The organism is Corynebacterium halotolerans (genome assembly GCF_050107895.1).
GTDB lineage: Bacteria > Actinomycetota > Actinomycetes > Mycobacteriales > Mycobacteriaceae > Corynebacterium > Corynebacterium halotolerans_B.
This window is the reverse complement of record NZ_JBNILW010000006.1, coordinates 122,826-143,683: the sequence shown is the minus strand read 5'-3', so window position 1 is coordinate 143,683 and position 20,858 is coordinate 122,826. Positions and strand designations below refer to the sequence as shown.

Sequence of the window (20,858 nt, the reverse complement as noted above, 5' to 3'; positions counted from 1 at the left end):
GGCGCCGCATCGTCCCGATGCCCGCAGATGCGGTTCGTGGACAGGTGAGTCTACTGATTATAAGTGGCTCATATCACATACCGTAGGCGGCTGTGCCGCCCGCTGCAGCGGAATGGAGCACCGTTCGACGGTAGGGGGCCGTCGGGTGCGTCCTCAAACGCGGCGGCACGCATTGTGTTCATTGTGTGCTCAGGTTTTGCCGGTTTCGCGGTATTCACCTGCCACTATTACAAACGTGTAACGATCACAGTCTCCGGCGCCTTTTGGTGCTGTGTGTCACCACCTGGGGGTGAGCTGCGATGATGGAAATCTGTGGTGCATTAGAAACCCTGTCCGGGATCTCGGTGCGGTGGTGGGAGGCCCCTCCACCGGCGCGGTCCTGAGACGGGAGTACCGGTGGCGCCGTCAACTTCGCCCACCGTGGCAGCGTGTCCGGAGCGACTGGTAGAAATGTCCTTATGACCTCTCACCTGCTGCATGGACTCTGGATCAGGGGTTCCGGACTCCATTTGTGGATTGAACAGGTGAGCGGACACCGTGTTGTGCTGCCCAGTGGGGTACCCGCCGGCACCTTTCCGCCGGCCGCTGACCACCTGCTGCAGGACAAGAGGTTCCGCCATCGCCTCCGCGCCGATCTGCGGACCCCGAAAGGTCGGGAAGTTGAACTGGTGATCCCCACCGCCGCCTTCGCCCCGGAGCAGGCGGTCCAGGTGCTTTCCCAGCTGGAATTCCTCGACCACCCCACGCCGGCCGCCACGAAGGCGCAGCGGCTGGCCATCGCGCCGGACCTGTACTGGCTCATCCGGATGTACGGCGGGTTGACCCGGTTCATCCGGGCCGGCCGGGTGACCATCAAGCTCTCCTACGAGGATGACCAGTGGTGGCCGCAGTGGCAGTTGGCCTCCGGGTTGAGTGAACGCGGCTGGATCGCCCAGATGGCGGCCGCGGCGCCGGGCATCCTGACCCGCAACAACCCGATCGTGGCCGATGACCTCACCGGTGTCCTGCCGCACTGGATCGCCAGTGCGCTGCTGGCGGATCTCGCGGAAGGGGTCCGCCCCTATCCCTGGCATGAATTCACGGACGCGCTGCTGCAGTCACGGTCCCTGCGCCGCGGCGGGGCGAACCTGCTGGGGCGGTTGAATGAGTGGAAGGACTCGATCACCTCCGTCGACCTGCAGCTGGTGATCATCATCGAACAGCCCCCCGCGGAGGCCGAGGCGGAGGACCCGCGGGACTCGACCTGGCCGGTGCTCGTCCAGGTGCGCTCCGGCGTGGACAGCCCCGTGCCCATCCGGGTCGGGGAGCTGGACCGGGGCAGCGTCGAGAAGCTGCGGCAGCGGCAGCGCCGGGCACTCGAGATCACCCCGCTGCTGGACCCGGTCACCCGCCCGGCGGTGCGTGGCAGTGGCTCCGGGGACTGGGACGTGGCGCTCACCACGGAGGAGATCGTGGACTTCATCGGCCGGGACGTCCCCCGCCTGAAGGACGCCGGCTTCCAGGTGATGTTGCCCAAGGCCTGGTCCAACTATGAGACGAAGGCCCGGCTGGAGACCTCCGAGGCCAGCGACCCGACGGTGGGTGCGACCAGGTCCACCATCGGGCTGGACCAGCTGGTCGAGTACAACTGGCGCCTGTCCGTCGGGGACGTTGACCTGACCGACGAGGAGATGACCGAGCTGGTCAACTCCAAGTCCGGTCTGATCCGGCTGCGCGGCGAGTGGGTCATGGCCGACCCCCAGGCGTTGTCGAAGATCAGCGGCTACATGCAGCAGCTGTCCCAGACCTCCCAGAAGCACAAGCGCGAGGAACTGGACAAGCTGGCCAAGCGGGCCGAGCTGGCCAAGGCCGAGAACCGCTCCGACTGGCCGGAGCTGATGGCGGAGGTCGAGGCCAGGCGCGAGGAGTACAACCGCAACTATTCCCAGCTGGGCGAGGTCACCGTCGCCGAGCTCCGCCAGCTGGCGCTGGAGGCCGTGGCCGCCGAACCGGTTGAGTTCACCGGCTCCACCTGGTTCACCTCATTGCTGGGCGGCACCGATTCCCCCGCACCGGACCGGGTGGAGATCCCGGACACGGTCACCGCCGAGCTCCGCGACTACCAGCGGCGCGGCGTGGACTGGCTGTACTGGATGTCGCGCAACAACTTGGGAGCCGTGCTCGCCGACGACATGGGTCTGGGCAAGACCCTCCAGCTGCTGGCTCTGCTCGCCGTGGAGAAGGAACAGGGGAGCCGGGGGCCCACCCTCGTGGTCGCCCCGACGTCCGTGGTGGGCAACTGGGCGAGGGAGGCCGAGCGCTTCGTCCCCTCCCTCAAAACCGTGGTGCACCACGGCACCAGGCGGCTGAAGGGCGAGCAGCTTGCCGACGCCGCGCCCGACGCCGACCTGGTCATCACCAGCTACGGGGTGGTCACCCGCGACTTCAAGGACCTGGGCAAGGTCAACTGGGAGCGCGTGGTGCTCGATGAGGCCCAGCAGATCAAGAACTCCACCACCAGGTCCGCCAAGGCCGTGCGTTCCCTGCCCAGCCGGCACCGCGTCGCACTGACCGGTACGCCGGTGGAGAACCGGTTGTCCGAGATGCGGTCCATCCTGGACTTCTGCAACCCCGGGGTGTTGGGGTCGGCCAGCTTCTTCCGCAACCACTTCGCCAAGGCCATTGAGCGGGAGGAGAACCCGGAGATGACGGAGCGCCTGCGTGCCCTGGTCGCCCCCTTCATCCTGCGCCGGCTCAAGACGGACCCGACGATCATCGACGACCTGCCGGAGAAGACCGAGCAGATCCTGACCGTGGACATGACCGCGGAGCAGGCGGCGCTGTACAAGTCCCTGGTGGACAACGTGCAGGAGCAGCTGGCTCAGCGGGAGGGCATCGCCCGGCGCGGGCTGGTGCTCGCCACGATCACCCGCATCAAACAGATCTGCAACCACCCGGCGCACTATCTCGGCGACGGTTCCACCGTGACCATCAAGGGGCGGCACCGTTCCGGCAAGGTCGCGGAGCTGATGCGCCTGGTGGACGAGGCGGTCGAGTCCGGGCAGAAGATGTTGATCTTCACCCAGTACCGTGCGTTCGGCGATCTGTTGGCGCCCTACCTCAGCAACCGGCTGGGGGAGGAGATCCCCTTCCTGCACGGTGGTGTCACGAAGTCGCGCCGGGATGACATGGTGGAGCTGTTCCAGTCCGCGGACGGCCCACCGGCGATGCTCCTCTCGCTCAAGGCGGGCGGCACGGGCCTGAACCTGACGGCGGCGTCGGTGGTGGTGCACATGGACCGCTGGTGGAACCCCGCGGTGGAGAACCAGGCCACCGACCGGGCCTTCCGCATCGGGCAGCGCAAGAACGTCACGGTGTACAAGATGATCACGGCGGGCACGATGGAGGAGTCGATCCAGGATATCCTCGACGGGAAGATGCACCTGGCCGGTGCCGTCATCGGGGAGGGCGAGGGTTGGATCACCGAGCTCAACCCCGATGAGCTGGCCGAGCTGATGAGCTACCGCGGAAGGGAGGCCTCACGGTGAGTGAACGTCCGCAGCAGGACAATGTGATCTACGCGAACTTCGGCCGCAGGACCCGGGTGGACACCCCCGATATGTCCCATACTGCGCCGGCGCCCCCGGGGATGGCCACCGCCGCCACGTGGCTGCTCAATGCGGTGACCGCCCAGACCGACCAGGGCCGGATCACCCGCGGCCGCTCCTACGCCCGCAACGGCAACGTGCTCGGCGTCGACATCCAGCAGGGGCGCATCCACGCGGATGTGGCCGGTTCCCAGAATGAGCCCTTCCACGTCAGCCTGCAGCTGCCCTACCGCAACGGCGACGACCTGAGCGAGGTCACCGCCGGCCTGGCCGAGGCCACCAACGGGCTGAAACAGGCCCAGGCCGGGGACATCGACGAGGAACTGCTGGAGATCCTGCTGACCGCCCCTGGTGAGGACATCCGCTGCTACTGCGACTGCCCGGATTCGGCCACCGCCTGCAAACATGCCGTGGCCGTGGCGGAGGTGGCCGCCACCAAGATGGACGCGGATCCGATGATGGTCTTCCGGCTGCGGGGCCTGGATCTGGTGCAGTTGGAGAAGGCCGTCAGTGAGCAGGCCGCGGTGCTGGGCCAGGATTCCGCGTATTCCAGTGATGAACGCTTCTGGAACGGCCGCGAGCTGCCGGACCTGCCGACCCCGAAGACGGCCTCCGCGCTCGAGGACTCCGACCTCGATGCCCTGCACCGGGCGATGAAGCTGGTCTCCTACACCGCGGTGGACCAGCTGCGCGCGGTCTCCGACATCGAGGACATGTACGACCACCTGACCCGGGGACAGTAGTGCCGGGCGGGAATGTCCACTCCAGCTGTTAGAAGTAGAGGCATGACCAGCACCAGATTCCTGCACACCTCCGATCTGCAGATCGGCATGGACCGGCACTTCCTGGACGATGACGCCCAGGCCCGTTTCAATGACGCCCGGCTCCGCGCCATCACCCGGCTCGGGGAGGTGGCCCGGGAGCAGGACTGCGAGTTCATCGTGGTGGCGGGGGACGTGTTCGAGAAGAACTCGTTGAGCGCCCAGACCACCGCCCGGGCGCTCGAGGCCCTGAAACAGCTGCCCGTCCCGGTGTATCTGCTGCCCGGCAACCATGACCCCCTGGTGGCGGACTCGATCTTCTACCGCACCACCGGCATCGAGGGCGTGCACGTGCTGGCGGACTCCGAGCCGGTGCAAGTCTCGGCCGGGGTGGAGCTGGTCGGGGCACCGCTGCTCAGCCGCTACGCCACCGTTGATCTGGTGGGGCAGGCCCTGGCGGGGCTCAGCCCCTACGACGGGGTGCGCATTGCGGTCGGCCACGGGCAGGCCCATTCCCGGGCCGCGGAGGCCACCCCGGACCTGATCGATCTGGAGTCAGTGGAGCAGAAGCTCGCCGACGGCACGATCGATTACCTGGCGCTGGGTGACACCCACTCCGCCCAGCCGGTGGGCGACAGCGGCCGGGTGTGGTTCTCCGGCGCCCCGGAGACCACCGACTTCCACGACCTGACCCCCGGTGTGGCCGGTGGGGAGGTCAATTCCGGCAAGGTGCTCGTGGTGGAGGTCGGCGGCGGCGCGGTGGACGTGCAGGAGGTCGAGGTGGGGCAGTGGACCTTCCACGCCCTGTTCGCTGAGCTGACGGACACCACGGACGTGGACGAGTTCCTGGCACGGCTCAGCGCCTACCCGGACAAGGCGCGCACCGTGATCAAGTACGCCTTGCGCGGCACCCTGGGGTTGAGCGACCACCGGCGGTTGACGCAGGGCCTCACCCGCCTTGCTCCGGCCTTCGCGGCCCTGTATGAGCGGGAACGACTGATGGACCTGCACCTGGAGCCGGGGGAGGATGAGATCGAGGCGATGAATCTCAGCGGCTACACCGGCGCAGCCGTCGACGAGCTGGTGGAACGGCGGGAGGAACCCGCCGCCCGTGACGCCCTGAACCTGCTGTTCCGCCTGAGCAAGGAGGCCTGAGGACCATGCGCATCCACGACATCACCATCGAGAACTTCAAGGCCATCACCCGCCTGGAGCTGAAGGAGCTTCCCGGCACCGGCGTCATCGTCATCGCCGGGGACAACGAGCAGGGCAAGTCCACCATCATGGAGGCCATCGACACGGTGCTCACCGCCAAGCACCGGTCGAAGGCTGCTCCGGTGAAGGCCATCCAGCCCGTCGGCCAGGATGTACCGAGCACCGTCTCGCTGAAGGTCACCGTCGGCGAGGTCACCCTCCGGGTAACCAAACAGTACAACCGCAAGGCCAGCGCCACCCTCGACGTGCTCGCTCCCCGTACCGAGAACTACACCGGGGACCAGGCCGAGGACCGCCTGGCGGAGATCCTGGCCCAGAACGTCGACGAGCAGCTGTTGAGCACACTGTTCATGCGGCAGGGCGAGGTCGACGCCGGTATCCAGGCCGTGGGCATTCCGTCCCTGTCCCAGGCCCTGGACGGGCAGACCGACAGCTCCGGGGTGGAGGACACCGGGCTCACCGAGGCCGCGCGGAGCGAGTACCGCCGCTACTACACGAAGGGCGGCCGGGAAGCCGGCGAGCTGAAGAAGATCCGCGGCGAGGTCGAGGCAGCGGAACAGGAGCTCACCGAGGCCAGCACCGAGGTAGAGCAGTTGGCCGGCTACGTCGACAACGTCAGCCGCCTGAGCGCCGAACGCGAGCGCGCCGAACAATCCCTGCCGCAGGCGCGGGCGGATCTGGCCGAAAAGGAGGAGGCCCGCAGCGAGGCCGAACAGGTGAAGTCCAGGCTCGACGCCGTGACCGAGGAACTGGTCCGGGCGACCGAGGACCTGGCGCGCGCCACGGCCGAGCAGGACCGCCGCGAAGTGCTGCGCGGGGAACTGGAAGCGCTGCGCGAGGCCCTGGACACCCAGGCCGCATCCCGTAGCTCGGTGCAGGAGAAGGCCGAGCAGGAAGCCGAGCAACTGGAGCAGCTCGGGACGGCTCTGGACGAGGCCCGCCAGAACGAGGACACCGCGGCCGCCGCATTGCGCAGCGCCCGGCAGGACCACCGGTTGGTGGTGGACGCGGCCCGGCGCGCCGAGCTCAGTGAGCTGCTGGACAAGGTCACGGAGGTTGACACGAAGATCGCGGCCGTCGGGGAAGCACCGGAGATCACCGGGAAGCAGCTGGCCCAGGTGGAGGAGGCCGCCACCGAATTGTCGGTGCAGCAGCGCCTGCGTGAATCGCTGGCCGCGAAGTTGACCCTGCGCGCGGATTCCGCGGAGACCGTCACCCTCGACGGCGAGGACCTCGAGGTCGGCCAGACCCCCGAGATCATCGAGCTGACTCAGGGCACCAGTCTGCGCATCGGGGCCGTCACCGCCGAATACTCCCCGGGCGAGCAGCACGGGGCCGACACCGTGGAGGAGGCCGAGCGTCGGTTGTCCGGACTGCTGCGCGAACTGGACTGCCCGGACATCGACGAGGTGCGCCGCCGTCACGAGCAGGCCCGGCGGGCGAATGCGGCCACCGAGAGCCTGGAGCGGGAACGCGCCGCACTCCTGAGTGGACAGGACCCTGTGCTGCTGCGGCGGGAACTGGAGACTCTGCAGCAGACGGAGCCAGCGGAGATCCCGGAGATCGGCGTCGCCCTGGCCGAGGACACCGTGGCCGAGCTGGAGCAGGCGCTCACCGACGCCCAGGAAGAGGTGAAACTTGCCGAGTCCCGGATCGAACCCTGGCGGGAGAAGAAGCACAGCCATGAACTGACGGTGCTCGAGGCCCGGCTGGAGGCGGCCCAGAGCGCGGTCGACCGCAAGGCCTCAGAACTCAAGAACGCCGAGGAGGCCCAGTCGGCGGAGCTGCTGGCGCAGGCGGTGACCGAGGCCGAGTCCACGCGCACCGCGGTGGCGGCGCGACGGGAGGAGGCGGAGGAGGCGCTCAGGGCGGTGGACCTCGAGTTGGCCGTCCAGTTGGCTGCGGGGGCGAAAACCAGGGTGAGCGGCCTGGAGGAGACGATCAGCCGGGCGAAGGAGGACCTGGCGCGCTTGACCGGATACATCGAGCAGGCCACCGGCGCGGCCGAACGGCTGGACCGGGCGGAGTCGGAGTTCACCGCCGTGCAGGCACGCCTGGCCTCGGTGGAGCGGCGGGCCGCGGCCGCGGAAGTGCTCTGTGAGGTGCTCGACCGGCACCGGGACCGGGCGCGCAGCCGCTATGCCCGGCCCTTCGCCGAGCAGCTGACCGCCCTGGCCCGCACCGTCTTCGGTTCCGATGTGGCGTTTTCCCTGGACGATCAGCTTCAGGTGGAGGCCCGCAGCATCGGGGAGCGCTCCGTGCCGCTCGAGTCACTCTCCGGCGGGGCCAGGGAACAGCTGGCGATCCTCACCCGCTTCGCCATCGCCCGGCTGGTGGCGGAGGGGGCCACCAGTGTGCCGGTCTTCGTCGATGATGCCCTGGGCTCGACCGACCCCGAGCGGCTGGACCGGATGGCGGCCCTGTTCAGTCAGGCCGGCCGGACTTCCCAGGTGTTCGTGCTGACCTGCGTGCCGCAGCGCTATGAGTCGGTCACCGGGAAGCTGGAGTACCGGATCGAGGATCTGAAGGCACTGTCGGCGGGCTGAGCCGCTCAACCGAACTGGGCGAACACCAGCGTGGCGGTGGCGAGGGTGTTCACCACCATGTGCAGCAGGAAACCCGCCCACAGGGAACGGTGCCACCGGGTGAGCAGCGCGCAGCCCAGACCGAGGAAGAAGGTCCAGACGACCACCGGTGCCACCACGTGCAGCAGGGCGAAGGCCAGGGAGCTGAGCACGGTGGACAGCGTGAGCGCCAGCCATCGGGCGGGCAGGAGCGCACCGAGCACACGATCCAGCCAGCCCATGGTGATCCGGCGGATCATGATCTCCTCGAACAAGGGGCCGAGGATGAGGGCCGCCGCGAGCACCACGAACAGTGCCCCGGCGCCCTCCGCGGCGGCGTCGGTCACGCTGCCGCTGTCTCCGGCCGGTTCCAGACCGAGCAGCGTCCCGGCGATCACCGCGGTGGCGGTCAGACCCACACCGATGGTGAGCGGGATCTGCCAGAGCAGGTGCCAGCCCCGGCGGCCCATCGAGCGGAATCCCAGATCCAGCCAGGTCCAGCCGCGGCGCAGGAAGGCCCACCACACCCCGAACAGGCACAGCAGGAAACCGATGGCGGAGCCCAGCTGTCCGAGCAGACCGGGGAAGCCGTCCACCACCAGAGGCAGGATCACTCCGGCGATGATGACGATCAGAGAGCCCAGGAATATCCCCCAGATCGCCAGCACGTCACGTCCGGTGACGGTGCGGAGGTGTCCGGAGGCCCGGGAACGGTCGGAGGTACGTTGTTCAACTGCGGAGATTCCCATGGTGTCCCATCCTGCGTGGTGTGCCGGGGAGGTCACAGCGGCCGGAGGTATCGCTTCGGGATACTTTCGGCTGACATGGCGGGGTAGGAGGCGGTCGTATCCTGAGGGACATGGCACAACAACAGACGACACCGACAGCGCGGCGCACCTCCCGGCTGAGGCGGGTGGCGGTCTGGGGCGGGCTGGTGCTATCCGGCCTGTTCATACTGCTGATCCAGGTGCCGGCCTCCGTCGGCTGGCGGGAACTGGACACCTTCACCACCGCCGAGGCCGGCGCCTTCACCGTCTATCTGCTGCTGCAGATCATCGCCGGGATCATCGCGGTGACCTTCCTTTACCCGGCACTGCGGAACCGGCGGATGCGCTGGTGGCTGCCGGTGATCTTCTTCGGCGGCGCCTCCGCGCTGGGACTGCCGGGAGCCGTCGCCTGCCTGGTGCTCGTGGGGACCACCCAGCAGACGCGCGCGATGGTGGTGGCCGCCCTGGCGTTCCTGCTCGGCGGTTCACTGGATCTGCTGTTGTCCCCGGAACAGAATCTGGACCCGCCGGCTGTGACCCTCGCCGTCGTTGTCACCGCGCTGGTGCTGCTGGTCGGCCACCAGGTGGGGGCTCGCCGCCGGCAACGCCAACTGCAGTTCGACGGGGAGCGCGCCGGGGAAAGGCTGCGTATCTCCCGCGACATCCATGATTCCCTGGCGCATCGGCTCAGTCTCATCGCCATCCATGCCGGAGCCTTGGACTACCGAAAGGAGCTGGCCCCGGAGCAGGTGCGGCAGGCCGCCGGGGTCATCCGCCAGCAGGCGGAGCACGCCAATGACGAGCTGCACGAGATCCTGACCGCCCTGCGCACCGGAACCACGGAGCTGGGCCCCGACTTCTCCATCGCCGAGTTCGTGGTCGCCGCCCGGGAGGGTGGCACCGATATCACCACCGACGGGAATCTGCCCGTCGAGACGGAGCTCCGGGAGCGCCTGTCGACGCTTGCCTGGCATGCGGTGCAACGCACCCTTCAGGAGGCGGTGGGCAACGCCCGAGCCCACGCCCCCGGGCAGGCGGTGCGGTTGAGCTTCGAGGAAACCGGGTCATGCTTCCGGATGTGGGTGAGCAACCCGGTCGCGGAACAGTCCCCGCCACTGCCCGGTCGGGGGCTCGGCCTGGTGGGGCTGCACGAGCGTGCGGAACTGGCAGGTGGGAGACTACGGGTGGACAGGACCGGGGGTTTTCGGATCGGGATCGAGGTGCCGTGGCAGAAGAAGTGATCAGGTTGCTGATCGCCGATGACGAGGAGTTGGTGCGTGCCGGGCTGCGCCTGCTGCTCGACGGCGCTGACGGCTTGAGCGTCGTCGGGGAAGCCGGGGACGGAGAGGCGGCGCTCAAGGAGGCCGCGCGTCTGCGGCCGGATGTAGTGCTCATGGACATCCGCATGCCGGGCGTCGATGGCGTCACGGCGCTGCGCCGGTGGCCTGTGGACGGCCCGGCGGTGCTCATGCTGACCGCCTTCGACACCAGGGAGGACATCTCAGCGGCGCTGCGCGCCGGGGCCCGGGGGTTCCTGCGCAAGTCCACCGATCCCGCCGGTCTGGTCACGGCGATCCACTCCGCCGCCCGGGGCCAGGCGGCGCTGAATCCGGAGGTCCTGACCACGCTGCTGGGGGAGAGCGGTGGAACAGGGGAGCGGGACCTGGTGGCTGCCCTGAGCGGGCGGGAGAAGGAGATCGCGGGTCTGGTGGCGGAGGGGCTGTCCAATGAGGCGATCGCCGCCCGCGTGCATCTGGCGCTCCCGACGGTCAAGACCTACGTCTCCCGCGTGATGACGAAACTGGCTGCCGAGAACCGGGTGCAGGTGGCGGTGATCTATCTGCGGGGCAGCCAATGAAAAACCCGCCCCGGACACCTGGACGGTGACGGGGCGGGTCCGGTGGAACCGGGTTGCCCGGAGGTGCTTAGGCCTCCTTGATGCCGGATCCCTCGATCTCGATCTTGATCTTGTCCGAGACCAGGACGCCGCCGGAGCCCAGCGGGGCCTGGAAGTCGATGCCGAAATCCTTGCGGTTGATCTCGGTGGCAGCTTCGAAGCCGATGCGGGTGTTGCCGAACGGGTCCTCCTCGACACCGAAGATCTCGACGTCCAGGGTGACCGGCTTGGTGGTCCCCTTGATGGTCAGGTCACCGGTGACGGTCCCCGCCTTCTCGTCCTTGATGTCGAAGGAGGTGGCGGTGAAGGTCATCTCCGGGAACTTCTCGACGTCGAAGAAGTCCTCGCCCTTGACGTGGCCATCCCGGTCGGCGTTGCCGGTGTTGACCGAAGCGGTCTTGATGGTGGCGGTGGCCGAGGTGTTGGCCGGGTTGTCGGTGTCGACGACGACCTTGGCGTCGAACTCGTCGAACTTGCCGCGGACCTTGGTCACCATCGCGTGGCGGGCGACGAAGCCGACTGCGGTGTGGGCGGTGTCGAGGATGTAGGTGCCGTTGAGGTTGCTCATGAAAGTCTCCTGTAGAAAATCGAGTTCTGTTGTCCGCGTCCCCCGTTCCGAGGACCTGGCATCCATCATAGGCAATTTTGGTGACACATCAACAGCTCTGTGGGAAATTGATTGATGTTTCAAGTATTTTTGCAGTTCATCGCCCGGAACCGGAATGAATATAAATAGCGGGGCCGATGGCCGCAGGATGGGGGAGGATTCTCGGGTTTCCAGTTCTTCAGTATCAGTGATTAAGGTGAAGTGCATGACAACTCCGAGATGGCTCACCGACGAAGAACAGGCGCTGTGGCGGCTCATGCTCGCGGCCTCCCGGAAGATGGACCGGTGCATGGACGAGACGCTCCTAGCCGGTAACGATCTCTCCACCTCGGAGTTCGCGGTCCTGGTGACGCTCTCGGAGAGCGGGGCACCGGGCCTCCGGCTCCGGGACCTCTGCATCGAGTTGGACTGGGACCGCAGTCGCACCTCCCACCAGATCACCCGCATGGAAAGGCGTGGTCTGGTGACCAAGGAGAAGTGTGAGGGCGACGCCCGTGGGGTGCTGGTGGTGCTCACCGCGGAGGGGCAACGGCGGTTGGAGCTGGCCGCGCCGGAGCACGTGGAAAGTGTGCGGCGCCTAGTCTTTGATCACCTGAAGCCGGAGCAGGTGCCGGTGCTGCGGGAATTCCTGGGCGACATCATGGCGGTGGACAACGTGCCGGGCGCGGAGCGCTTCGGGGACCGGCTCGAACAGGAGTAGCCCGGTAGGGGAGTCCTCCGGTTGAAGATCAGGGAGGGGATCAGGGGAATACCTGATGTGGTGACGGACCTTTTCGACGACACTGGAAACCAGTCAACGAGTCGAGAGGAAAACCTGATGTCCACCAACCCTGTCCCCTTCCACAAGCGACGTCTGCAGCGCTCCGCCGGCGACCGGTGGGTCGGTGGCGTCCTGGGCGGCGTCGCCGAAACCTACGGTTGGAACGCCACGCTGGTCCGCCTGCTCTTCATCGCGGGCATCCTGATCCCCGGCGTGCAGCTGCTGATTCCGCTCTACCTGATCGCCTGGTTCATCATGCCGGCCAGCCGTTAATCAACCGGTGCCGGACAGCGAAACACCTGCCCCGCATACTCCACGGAGTATGCGGGGCAGGTGTTTGGTGGTGTCCCCGACACGATTCGAACGTGCGACCTTTGGTACCGGAAACCAATGCTCTATCCACTGAGCTACGGAGACGGGCATCACCTCGCGGTGACAACATTGGATATGTTAGCACCACCGCGGTGAGTGACCTAAACGCGGGGTCGGATTCCCCGTCCCAGGGCCGCCGACCACCGGTTCAGCCCCTGGTCAGGCCAGGCCCGGGAGGTCGGTGGCGTCCGTGGTGCCGGTGCGCAGGTACTCCACCACGACCTGGTCCACCGCTTCATTGCCCATCCCCACGTGGCCGTGGCCCGGCCCGTGCACGGTCACGAACTGGGTGCCCATCAGCTCGTGCAGGCGACCGGAGTCGTGGTACGGGGTCTGCGGGTCGCCGGTGGCCTGGATCTGCAGCGGGCGGTGCTCCAGGGCGTCGCCGTTGATCGCGGGGCCGTCGGTGACGGGCTCGGCACCGGCGCACGCGGCGCCGGAGCTGAACATGTCGGAGGGGGCGCCGAAGATGTCACCGGTGATGTAGTTGGACCAGATGTAGTCCGGGATGTCCTCCGGCTTGGCGGCCACCCGGTTCTCGTTGCAGAGCATCAGTGACTGCATGAAGTAGGAGGTGTTGCCGGACAGGATCTGCTCCTCGGTGAAGGAGGTCTCCGGGACCTGCTCGGTGCCGTTGATGACGGCGGCCAGGGTGGGCCACTGCTCGGCGCGCGGCAGCAGCTGCCGGGTCAGGGCGAGCGTGGGGGAGTATGCCTGGTTGGCGCCCGGATGCGTCAGCTGGTTGATCACCCCCTGAGCCTCGACGATGCCCGGGTTGGCGGCGTTGTAGGCGTCCGCGCCCGCCTGTCCGGAGGAAGTGAGTGCCGGCGGCAGGTCGCCGACCTGGGCCGGCGGCGGGGCGACCGTCGGGTTGGTGCCGGTCTCGGCGACCACCTTGTTGGACCAGGCCTGGTAGGCGCCCAGCGGGGTGTCGCCCATTCCGTAGGTGTCGTCGTTCTCGGCCAGCCAGCCGAAGAAGTCGTGCAGGGTGGAGGTGTACGCCTCCTCCTGGTTGTCCAGGATCGCGTTCCAGGCGCTTTCGGGGTTCATGCCGGAGTCCAGCACCACCTTGTCGGTGTGCTCCGGGTAGGCGGTGGCGTAGGCCGAGCCCAGGAAGGTGCCGTAGGACAGCCCCATGATGGAGATCTGCTCCTCGCCGAGGGCCTGCCGCACCAGCTCCCAGTCGTGGGTGGTGTTCTCCGTGGTCAGGGACGCGCTGTAGCCCGGCGTGCCCTGCTCGCAGATGTCGCGCAGCACGCCACCGGCCTGCGTGTACAGCGAGACCGGATCCACCTGGGCGTTCTCGAAGTCGCACTGCACCGGGGTGGAGCCCTGCAAGCCCCGCGGCTGGACGGCGATCATGTCCCACTCGTTGCGGATCTCCTCCGGCCACGCCAGGGCCTCGGGCATGCCAAAGTAGGAGTAGGCGTCCCCGCCCGGGCCGCCCGGGTTACCGAAGAGGGCGCCGCGGCTCTCGCCGGCGGCCGGGACCTTGACGAAGCCGACACTGATCTGTTCGCCGTCCGGGTCCGAGTGGTACATGGGGACGTCGATCCGGCCGCATTCCGCGGTGGAGGCCGTGACCTGTGACGGGCATTCCTCCCAGGTGATTTCTGGGGCGGTCTGGGCACCCGCGCTCACGGTGGCCACCCCCAGGCCGGTCAGGCCGGTGACGGTCGCGGTCAGCGCGGCCAGGACGGTTCTTTTCATCGACATACAACGCCTTATCTTGTTCTCGCGGAGACATATTCTGTTGAGAGGACGATTTGTAGCCTATCGGGGAAAGCTGTGTACCGCTGTGGGATTCCCGCATCATGGTGGGGTTTTCTTCTCTCCTGGCTCAGGCGAACCACAGGCAACACGGGTAACTGAAGGTCGGGAGGCGCCGGGCAATCCCGGCCCAGTTCCGCCCGGACAGGGTTGCTCGACTACACTTTTCCCCCATGACACCTGCAGATCTATCGTCCCTCATCAAGGACACCGCGTTGTCGGTCTTCGCCGATCGTGACCTGGACAAATCCGTGATTCCGGAGCAGGTCACCGTCGAGCGACCCCGTAACCCGGAGCACGGTGACTACGCCACCAACCTGGCACTGCAGGTGGCGAAGAAGGTGGGACAGAACCCGCGTGAGGTCGCGACCTGGCTGGCCGAGTCCCTGGCCGAGTCCGATGCGATCGACGTCGCCGAGATCGCCGGCCCCGGGTTCCTGAACATCCGGCTGGCCGCCGCGGCGCAGGGTGCGATCGTGGGCAAGATCCTCGCCGCCGGGGAGAGGTTCGGCGAGTCCGACCTCTACGCCGGCACGAAGATCAACCTGGAGTTCGTCTCCGCGAACCCGACCGGGCCGATCCACCTCGGTGGTACCCGCTGGGCCGCCGTGGGTGATTCCCTCGGCCGTGTGCTGACGGCCGCCGGTGCGCAGGTCACCCGCGAGTACTACTTCAACGACCACGGCGAGCAGATCGACCGCTTCGCCCGTTCGCTGGTCGCCGCCGCCAAGGGCGAGCCGGCCCCGGAGGATGGCTACGGTGGCGCGTACATCTCCGACATCGCCACCGCGGTCGTCGAGCAGCATCCCGACGTGCTGGCGCAGGAACCCGCCGAGCTGCAGGAGACCTTCCGCTCAGCCGGGGTGGACATGATGTTCGAGCACATCAAGGAGTCCCTGAAGGAGTTCGGCACCGAGTTCGACGTGTACTTCCACGAGAACTCCCTGTTCGAGAACGGTGCCGTGGACCGGGCGATCCAGACCCTGAAGGACAACGGCAACCTCTACGAGTCGGAGGGTGCCTGGTGGCTGCGCAGCTCCAACTTCGGTGACGACAAGGACCGCGTGGTCATCAAGTCCGACGGCAACGCCGCCTATATCGCAGGCGACATCGCCTACGTGGTGGACAAGATCGAGCGTGGCCACGACCTGTGCATCTACATGCTGGGTGCGGACCACCACGGCTACATCGCCCGGCTGAAGGCCGCCGCCGCGGCGCTGGGCTACGACCCGGAGCGGGTGGAGGTGCTGATCGGCCAGATGGTCAACCTGCTGCGCGACGGCAAGGCCGTGCGCATGTCCAAGCGGGCCGGCACCGTCATCACCCTCGACGATCTGGTGGAGGCCATCGGCATCGACGCCGCCCGGTACTCGCTGATCCGTTCCTCCGTGGACTCCTCCCTGGACATCGACCTCGCGTTGTGGGCCTCGCAGTCCAATGACAACCCCGTCTACTACGTCCAGTACGGCCACGCCCGCCTGTGCTCGCTCGCCCGTAAGGCGGCCGAGCGGGGGGTGGACTTCGAGGACCCGGACTACTCGCTGCTGACCCACGAGCACGAGGGCTACCTGATCCGTACCCTCGGCGAGTTCCCGGCCGTCATCAGGGCCGCCGCGGAACTGCGTGAGCCGCACCGGATCGCCCGCTATGCTGAAGACCTGGCGGGCGTGTTCCACCGGTTCTACGACAACTGCCAAATTCTGCCCAAGGCGGGGGAGGAGACGGCGCCGATTCACGGTGCCCGTCTCGCCCTCGCCGCCGCTACCCGACAGACCCTGGCCAACGCCCTCCGCCTGGTTGGAGTCACCGCCCCCGAGAGGATGTAGATGACCTCCGCAGACGCTTTCAATGAGTTGCCCGCGCACGTCTGGCCCCGCAACGCCTGCCGCCAAGAGGACGGGGTGATCACCGTTGCCGGGGTTCCGCTCCCGGAGATCGTCGAGGAATTCGGCAGCCCCGTCTTCGTCGTCGACGAGGACGACTTCCGCTCCCGGTGCCAGGACATGGCCCGCGCCTTCGGCGGTGGGGAGAACGTCCACTACGCCTCCAAGGCGTTTCTGACCAAGACGATCGCGCGCTGGGTCGACGAGGAGGGGCTGAGCCTCGACGTCGCGTCCGCCGGTGAGCTCGCCATCGCCCTGGCCGCCGGTTTCCCGGCCGAGCGCATCACCGCCCACGGCAACAACAAGAGCGCGGACTTTCTGCGCTCCTGTGTGCGTGAGGGTGTGGCCCAGGTCGTCCTGGACTCCGAGCAGGAGCTGGAGACCCTGGACTGGATCGCCGCCCGGGAGGGCCGGATCCAGGAGGTGCTGATCCGCGTCAAGCCCGGCATCGAGGCGCACACGCACGAGTTCATCGCCACCAGCCATGAGGACCAGAAGTTCGGCTTCTCCCTGGCTTCCGGCTCGGCGTTCGCGGCCGCGCGGGCCTCGATCAACGCCGAGAACCTCCGGCTCGTCGGGCTGCACTGCCACGTCGGTTCCCAGGTCTTCGACGCCGACGGCTTCGCCCTGGCCGCCGAGCGCGTCCTGGGCCTGCTCTCGCGGATCCACGCCGAACTCGACGCCGACGCCGCAGCCACCGTCAACGTCCTGGACCTGGGTGGTGGCTACGGCATCGCCTACACCGAGGCGGAGGAAGCCCTCGACGTCGACGCCGTGGCCACCGAACTGCGGGCGAAGGTCGCCGAGCACGCCCAGTCCCTGGGCATCCAGACCCCGAAGGTGATGGTCGAGCCGGGCCGGGCCATCGTCGGGCCGTCCACCGTCACCATCTACGAGGTCGGCACCATCAAGGACGTCCACGTCGACGACGACACCACCCGCCGGTACATCTCCGTCGACGGCGGCATGTCCGACAACATCCGGCCCGCCCTCTACGGCTCGGAGTACGACGCCCGCGTGGTCTCCCGGTTCGTCGACGGGGAACCGGTGGCCTCCCGCGTGGTGGGGTCCCACTGCGAATCCGGCGACATCCTGATTCACGATCAGCAGTACCCGGATGACATCAAGCCCGGTGACCTGGTCGCCCTGGCCGCCACCGGCGCCTACTGCTACGCCATGAGCTCGCGCTACAACCAGTTCACCCGCCCCGCGGTCGTGGCTGTGCGGGCCGGGTTGATCAAGCCGATGCTGCGCCGGGAGACCATCGAGGATCTGCTGGCACTGGAGGTGTAGAGGGGGCGTCCCCGCACCGGACCAGGTCGAAGGCGCCGTGACTTTTTAAGTCGCGGCGCCTCACCCATTGGAGGATGACCGTCCGCGACCCGCTTGTGACTGGTGGCGCCGGTACTCCGGAGGGCCGGAGGAAGACCGCTACTGAGCAGAGGCCCTGCAGGCCAGAAGAAAACGCTGAGAGATGGTGTAGGTGCCACGAGCCCTGAAGGTATCGCTCCGAAACTCACCCACACACCAACGGGGGAGTCTCCGTTGAGCCACAATCCGCTGGAATTCGTCATCGGTGCAGGGCAGAGCTGTGGAAGATCCGGACTTCGCAGATCCTCGAAAACCCGTTCCCGCACGCGAGGGCCGGATGTCACCGTTTATACCTAGGCTCAGGAACATGAAGTACAACATCGTCGCGGTGGACGACCATGAGGTGACGCTCTCAGGAATCTCGACGATCCTGGATGCGGACGGCCGCTGTGCCGTGTCCGCGGCCACGGCCACCGTCGATGAGGCCTGTGATTTCATCACTGCTCACCCTGAGGCGACGGACCTGGTCCTGCTGGATCTGCGGCTCGCGGATGGCTCGGATCCCTATTACAACGTCGCGCGGTTCCTCGAACTGAATGTGCCCGTGCTCATCTTCTCCTCACTGGAGAGCCCCTACCTGGCACGTCGGGCGCTGCAGGCCGGCGCCGCCGGCGTCCTCCAGAAGTCAGCCCCGGTCGCGGAGGTGGTGCAGGCCATCACCACGATCTGCGCCGGGGACACCTACGCCTCGGCGGACTGGGCGGCGATCATCGATTCCGATCCGCGCCTGGGCACCGTCGACCTCTCCCCGCGTCAACGGGAGGTGCTGGAGCTGTACGCCTCCGGGGAATCCGCCAAACGGGTGGCCGCCCTGACGTCGCTGTCCACGGACACGGTGCAGGACTACATCAACCGGATCCGGCACAAGTACGCCCTCGCCGGACGGCCGGTGCGCACCAAGATCGACCTCTACCGGCGGGCCCAGGAGGACGGCTATCTGCCCGGCCCGCTCGAGAGCTGACCGCATGGCTACCTCGGACGGGGAGCCCCGGGCGTCGGTAAGCACGGACTTCCCGGAATCCTTCTTCGACAGCGCGCCCCTGCGGCGCTCCGGTGAGCTGTCCGTCGCCGCCGCGCAGCGTTTCCACCGGCTCCGCACCGCCTCCCTGGCGCTGTCGCGGGTGGTGGCGCTGGGCACCGCCGTGCCCTGGCTGGTCTTCATGGCGCTGGGTCGACTCTCCTCCGGGGGATATGGCCCGGCATGGCAGGTGGTGTGGGGACTGTTCATCACCGCCTCGATCGCGGTCATCATCGCCGCCGTCCTGCACCGCGAACGGTTCTACCTCTTCAGCTTCCTGGGTGCCGGAGGCAGTTACTGCATCGTGCTGGCTGTGCACGTGGGCTTTGTCCTGCTGACCGGACAGTCCCCGCTGGCGGGCATGTACCTGGGTGATTATGTGGGACTGCCGGCGGCGATGCTGGTCACGGCCCTTCCCGTGCGGGTCGCCACACCGGTGGCGGTGGTCATCATCGCGGTGGCCGCCACCTTCAACCTCGGTACCCCGCCGGGATTCACTCTGATCCTGGAGATCGCCCATGCCGAATTGCTCATGCTGCCCTTCCTGCTGCTGTTGCAGGCCGGACGCAGCGCCTCCCGCCTTTTGGACGAGATGGCCACGCGGGCCCACCGCCTCGCGGCCCGGGTGGCGCGGACGAAGGCCCTGGCGGAACTGGAGACCCGGTTCCTGGCGCACCTGCACGACCGGGTCCTGACGTACCTGGCGGGACTGCGCCGCGGGGTCATCACCCCAGAGGACACCGCCGCCCGTGATGCCGCGCTGGAGCCGCGGGTCACGGAACCGGCCGCGTTGGTGTCACTGGCTGGAGTCGTGGCGGATCTGGTCGACGACGTGGCGCGGGAGGCGCCGGATATCCGGGTCACCGTCCCCGGAGCCGTGCCGGAGGTGACGACCATCCCGGCGGACGCAGCTGCCGTGCTTCACGACGCCGCCGTGGAGGCCGTCGTCAACACCTGCCGCCACGCCCCCGGCGCCCCTGCCTTCCTGGATGTGGCGGTGAACCTGAGCGGAACCAGGTGCACCGGAGTCACGGTCACCGTCCGGGATGAGGGGCCGGGCTTTGATCCTGCGGCCATTCCGGCTGACCGTGCCGGGATCCGGGTGGCCCTGGCCGGACGGATGCAGACCACCGATGGTTGCGGTCTGCTGTTGGACACCGCTCCGGGGGACGGCACCACGGTGGCCTTGTCCTGGGCACCTGATGGGCCGCGGGCGGACGGGGAGACGGTCGACGAGGTCAGCGTGCCGGGTGTCTATGAGCTGCTGGGAGTGGGGCGGATCTTCCGGCCGCGCAACGCGGTCATCGCATGGCTGGTGTTCCTGGGCCTTGGTCTGAACAATCAACACGGCCAGCCGCTGTTCTGGACGCTGTCGTTGGCGGCGGCAGGTCTCGCGCTGGCTGCGCTGACCACCGGCAGAGTGCTGCGGCTGCCCGGGCGGGCGAGCGCCGTGACCGCGCTGGCGATCCTCGTCTTCTTCCTGGCCGCCATCCTGGATTTCTCGGTCCCCGCCGAAACCTGGCCCCACGCCTGGTTCGCCCGGGTGTTCATCCTCCTGTGCACCTATCTGGCGCTGCGTGACCGGGCTGTGACGGTGGCGCTGACGTGGGCGGCGTGTCTGATCCTGGCGGAGGTGTTGACCGCCTTCGGCCTGAACACCCCCGCCACCGGGGCCGCGGTGCTGGCCCCCATGAGCATCGTGCTGATTCCCGCCGTCCTGATTCCGCGCATGGTCAAGCTGACCACGCGGGGACTGCCGCTGGCCCTGGAACTCGGACGCAACCGGGCGACCGCCACGGAGACCGTCGCCACCCAGACCAGCTTCATCGAAGATTCCGCCGGGTGGGTGAGGCACCTGGTCTTCGCCGCCCTCCATCCCGCTCTGCCGCAGCCGGTGCGCCGGGCGAATGGGGAGCTGCTGGAACTGCGGCTGCGGGATTCCATCCGCTCCCCGAACTTCGATTCCGCCAGGGTCAACCGGGCGGTCTGGGACGCCCGTGCCCGCGGTACCCGGGTTCGCCTGCTCGATGACGGCGGTGGCCACGAACCGGGTGCTGCCGCCGAGGAACTGCGGGACACGCTGATCCGGGTACTCGAGCAGGACCGTGGAAACGCCCCCACGCAGCAGGTGACGGCCCGGATCCTGCCGCCCGGCCGGGGCCGCTACGGCACTGTCGTCATCAGTGCGGGGGAACAGGTGGAGCGGATTGAAGTGGGGTGAGAAACTCCGGGGACCGGGGGAGGAGTGCCACACCATGCCCGGGTTTCTGCTACCCGTCATGTCCG

At 67.8% G+C, this 20,858-nt stretch carries 15 protein-coding genes and 1 tRNA gene; 12 read left to right on the top strand and 4 right to left on the bottom strand.

The genetic code is table 11. The features are described 5' to 3' along the window. Positions 1-458: 458 nt before the first annotated feature. Genes ACQCVD_RS07900 through ACQCVD_RS07885 form a run of 4 tightly spaced genes read left to right on the top strand, consistent with a single transcriptional unit; the run spans position 459 to position 8,109 of the window. Complete coding sequence (locus ACQCVD_RS07900) at positions 459-3,527, top strand: DEAD/DEAH box helicase (protein ID WP_426823187.1); 3,069 nt, start codon at positions 459-461, stop codon at positions 3,525-3,527. Further along, positions 3,524-4,330, top strand: a complete 807-nt coding sequence (locus ACQCVD_RS07895) for an SWIM zinc finger family protein (RefSeq protein ID WP_426823186.1) — start codon at positions 3,524-3,526, stop codon at positions 4,328-4,330. Before ACQCVD_RS07900 ends, ACQCVD_RS07895 begins: the two co-directional genes overlap by 4 nt. A 42-nt stretch (positions 4,331-4,372) precedes the next feature. Next, entirely contained in the window at positions 4,373-5,503 is a 1,131-nt protein-coding gene (locus ACQCVD_RS07890; RefSeq protein ID WP_426823185.1) for a metallophosphoesterase family protein, read from the top strand. A 5-nt stretch (positions 5,504-5,508) separates the two neighbouring features. Continuing rightward, complete coding sequence (locus ACQCVD_RS07885) at positions 5,509-8,109, top strand: AAA family ATPase (RefSeq protein WP_426823184.1); 2,601 nt, start codon at positions 5,509-5,511, stop codon at positions 8,107-8,109. 5 nt (positions 8,110-8,114) lie between these two features. Here ACQCVD_RS07885 and ACQCVD_RS07880 read toward each other — a convergent pair whose 3' ends face one another. After that, positions 8,115-8,876 (bottom strand): CPBP family intramembrane glutamic endopeptidase, encoded by a 762-nt coding sequence (locus tag ACQCVD_RS07880; protein WP_426823183.1) that lies wholly within the window; start codon positions 8,874-8,876, stop codon positions 8,115-8,117. Between the two features lie 110 nt (positions 8,877-8,986). On the opposite strand from ACQCVD_RS07880, the gene ACQCVD_RS07875 reads away from it, so the two are divergent. Together ACQCVD_RS07875 and ACQCVD_RS07870 are read left to right on the top strand one after the other, a co-directional pair. Beyond that, positions 8,987-10,135, top strand: coding sequence for a sensor histidine kinase (locus ACQCVD_RS07875; protein ID WP_426823182.1), 1,149 nt, complete (start codon positions 8,987-8,989; stop codon positions 10,133-10,135). Further along, positions 10,120-10,752, top strand: a complete 633-nt coding sequence (locus tag ACQCVD_RS07870) for a response regulator (protein ID WP_426823181.1) — start codon at positions 10,120-10,122, stop codon at positions 10,750-10,752. Before ACQCVD_RS07875 ends, ACQCVD_RS07870 begins: the two co-directional genes overlap by 16 nt. A 67-nt stretch (positions 10,753-10,819) precedes the next feature. Here ACQCVD_RS07870 and ACQCVD_RS07865 read toward each other — a convergent pair whose 3' ends face one another. Next, positions 10,820-11,359 (bottom strand): YceI family protein, encoded by a 540-nt coding sequence (locus ACQCVD_RS07865; protein WP_426823180.1) that lies wholly within the window; start codon positions 11,357-11,359, stop codon positions 10,820-10,822. Between the two features lie 244 nt (positions 11,360-11,603). Here ACQCVD_RS07865 and ACQCVD_RS07860 point away from each other — a divergent pair, with 244 nt between their 5' ends. Both ACQCVD_RS07860 and ACQCVD_RS07855 read left to right on the top strand, forming a co-directional pair. Beyond that, the gene (locus tag ACQCVD_RS07860; RefSeq protein WP_426823179.1) at positions 11,604-12,098 is read left to right on the top strand and encodes a MarR family winged helix-turn-helix transcriptional regulator; all 495 of its coding nucleotides are present in this window, start codon (positions 11,604-11,606) and stop codon (positions 12,096-12,098) included. 117 nt (positions 12,099-12,215) lie between these two features. Further along, entirely contained in the window at positions 12,216-12,431 is a 216-nt protein-coding gene (locus tag ACQCVD_RS07855; protein WP_426823178.1) for a PspC domain-containing protein, read from the top strand. Positions 12,432-12,499: 68 nt separating this feature from the next. Here the strand turns inward: ACQCVD_RS07855 and ACQCVD_RS07850 are convergent. Together ACQCVD_RS07850 and ACQCVD_RS07845 are read right to left on the bottom strand one after the other, a co-directional pair. Then, positions 12,500-12,575 (bottom strand) — tRNA-Arg (locus ACQCVD_RS07850). Positions 12,576-12,689: 114 nt separating this feature from the next. After that, a complete protein-coding gene (locus ACQCVD_RS07845) occupies positions 12,690-14,246 on the bottom strand; it encodes an alpha/beta fold hydrolase (RefSeq protein ID WP_426823177.1) in 1,557 nt (518 codons plus the stop codon). Positions 14,247-14,473: 227 nt separating this feature from the next. On the opposite strand from ACQCVD_RS07845, the gene argS reads away from it, so the two are divergent. The 4 genes from argS to ACQCVD_RS07825 all read left to right on the top strand — a co-directional run bounded on the left by argS (position 14,474) and on the right by ACQCVD_RS07825 (position 20,793). After that, complete coding sequence (gene argS, locus ACQCVD_RS07840) at positions 14,474-16,126, top strand: arginine--tRNA ligase (protein WP_426823176.1); 1,653 nt, start codon at positions 14,474-14,476, stop codon at positions 16,124-16,126. Then, positions 16,127-17,476: a diaminopimelate decarboxylase gene (lysA, locus tag ACQCVD_RS07835; RefSeq protein WP_426823175.1), complete on the top strand. Its 1,350-nt coding sequence runs from the start codon at positions 16,127-16,129 to the stop codon at positions 17,474-17,476. Between the two features lie 385 nt (positions 17,477-17,861). Continuing rightward, positions 17,862-18,515, top strand: coding sequence for a response regulator (locus ACQCVD_RS07830; protein WP_426823174.1), 654 nt, complete (start codon positions 17,862-17,864; stop codon positions 18,513-18,515). 4 nt (positions 18,516-18,519) lie between these two features. Then, positions 18,520-20,793: a sensor histidine kinase gene (locus ACQCVD_RS07825; RefSeq protein ID WP_426823173.1), complete on the top strand. Its 2,274-nt coding sequence runs from the start codon at positions 18,520-18,522 to the stop codon at positions 20,791-20,793. Positions 20,794-20,858 lie beyond the last annotated feature (65 nt).

Excerpts from the sequence above, each read along its gene's own strand:
- ACQCVD_RS07830 (WP_426823174.1), top strand. The coding sequence starts at position 17,862 with ATGAAGTACAACATCGTCGCGGTGGACGACCATGAGGTGACGCTCTCA.
- ACQCVD_RS07860 (WP_426823179.1), top strand. The coding sequence starts at position 11,604 with ATGACAACTCCGAGATGGCTCACCGACGAAGAACAGGCGCTGTGGCGG.
- ACQCVD_RS07880 (WP_426823183.1), bottom strand. The coding sequence starts at position 8,876 with ATGGGAATCTCCGCAGTTGAACAACGTACCTCCGACCGTTCCCGGGCC.
- lysA (WP_426823175.1), top strand. The coding sequence starts at position 16,127 with ATGACCTCCGCAGACGCTTTCAATGAGTTGCCCGCGCACGTCTGGCCC.
- ACQCVD_RS07890 (WP_426823185.1), top strand. The coding sequence starts at position 4,373 with ATGACCAGCACCAGATTCCTGCACACCTCCGATCTGCAGATCGGCATG.
- ACQCVD_RS07900 (WP_426823187.1), top strand. The coding sequence starts at position 459 with ATGACCTCTCACCTGCTGCATGGACTCTGGATCAGGGGTTCCGGACTC.
- ACQCVD_RS07885 (WP_426823184.1), top strand. The coding sequence starts at position 5,509 with ATGCGCATCCACGACATCACCATCGAGAACTTCAAGGCCATCACCCGC.
- ACQCVD_RS07855 (WP_426823178.1), top strand. The coding sequence starts at position 12,216 with ATGTCCACCAACCCTGTCCCCTTCCACAAGCGACGTCTGCAGCGCTCC.
- argS (WP_426823176.1), top strand. The coding sequence starts at position 14,474 with ATGACACCTGCAGATCTATCGTCCCTCATCAAGGACACCGCGTTGTCG.
- ACQCVD_RS07865 (WP_426823180.1), bottom strand. The coding sequence starts at position 11,359 with ATGAGCAACCTCAACGGCACCTACATCCTCGACACCGCCCACACCGCA.
- ACQCVD_RS07825 (WP_426823173.1), top strand. The coding sequence starts at position 18,520 with ATGGCTACCTCGGACGGGGAGCCCCGGGCGTCGGTAAGCACGGACTTC.
- ACQCVD_RS07875 (WP_426823182.1), top strand. The coding sequence starts at position 8,987 with ATGGCACAACAACAGACGACACCGACAGCGCGGCGCACCTCCCGGCTG.
- ACQCVD_RS07845 (WP_426823177.1), bottom strand. The coding sequence starts at position 14,246 with ATGTCGATGAAAAGAACCGTCCTGGCCGCGCTGACCGCGACCGTCACC.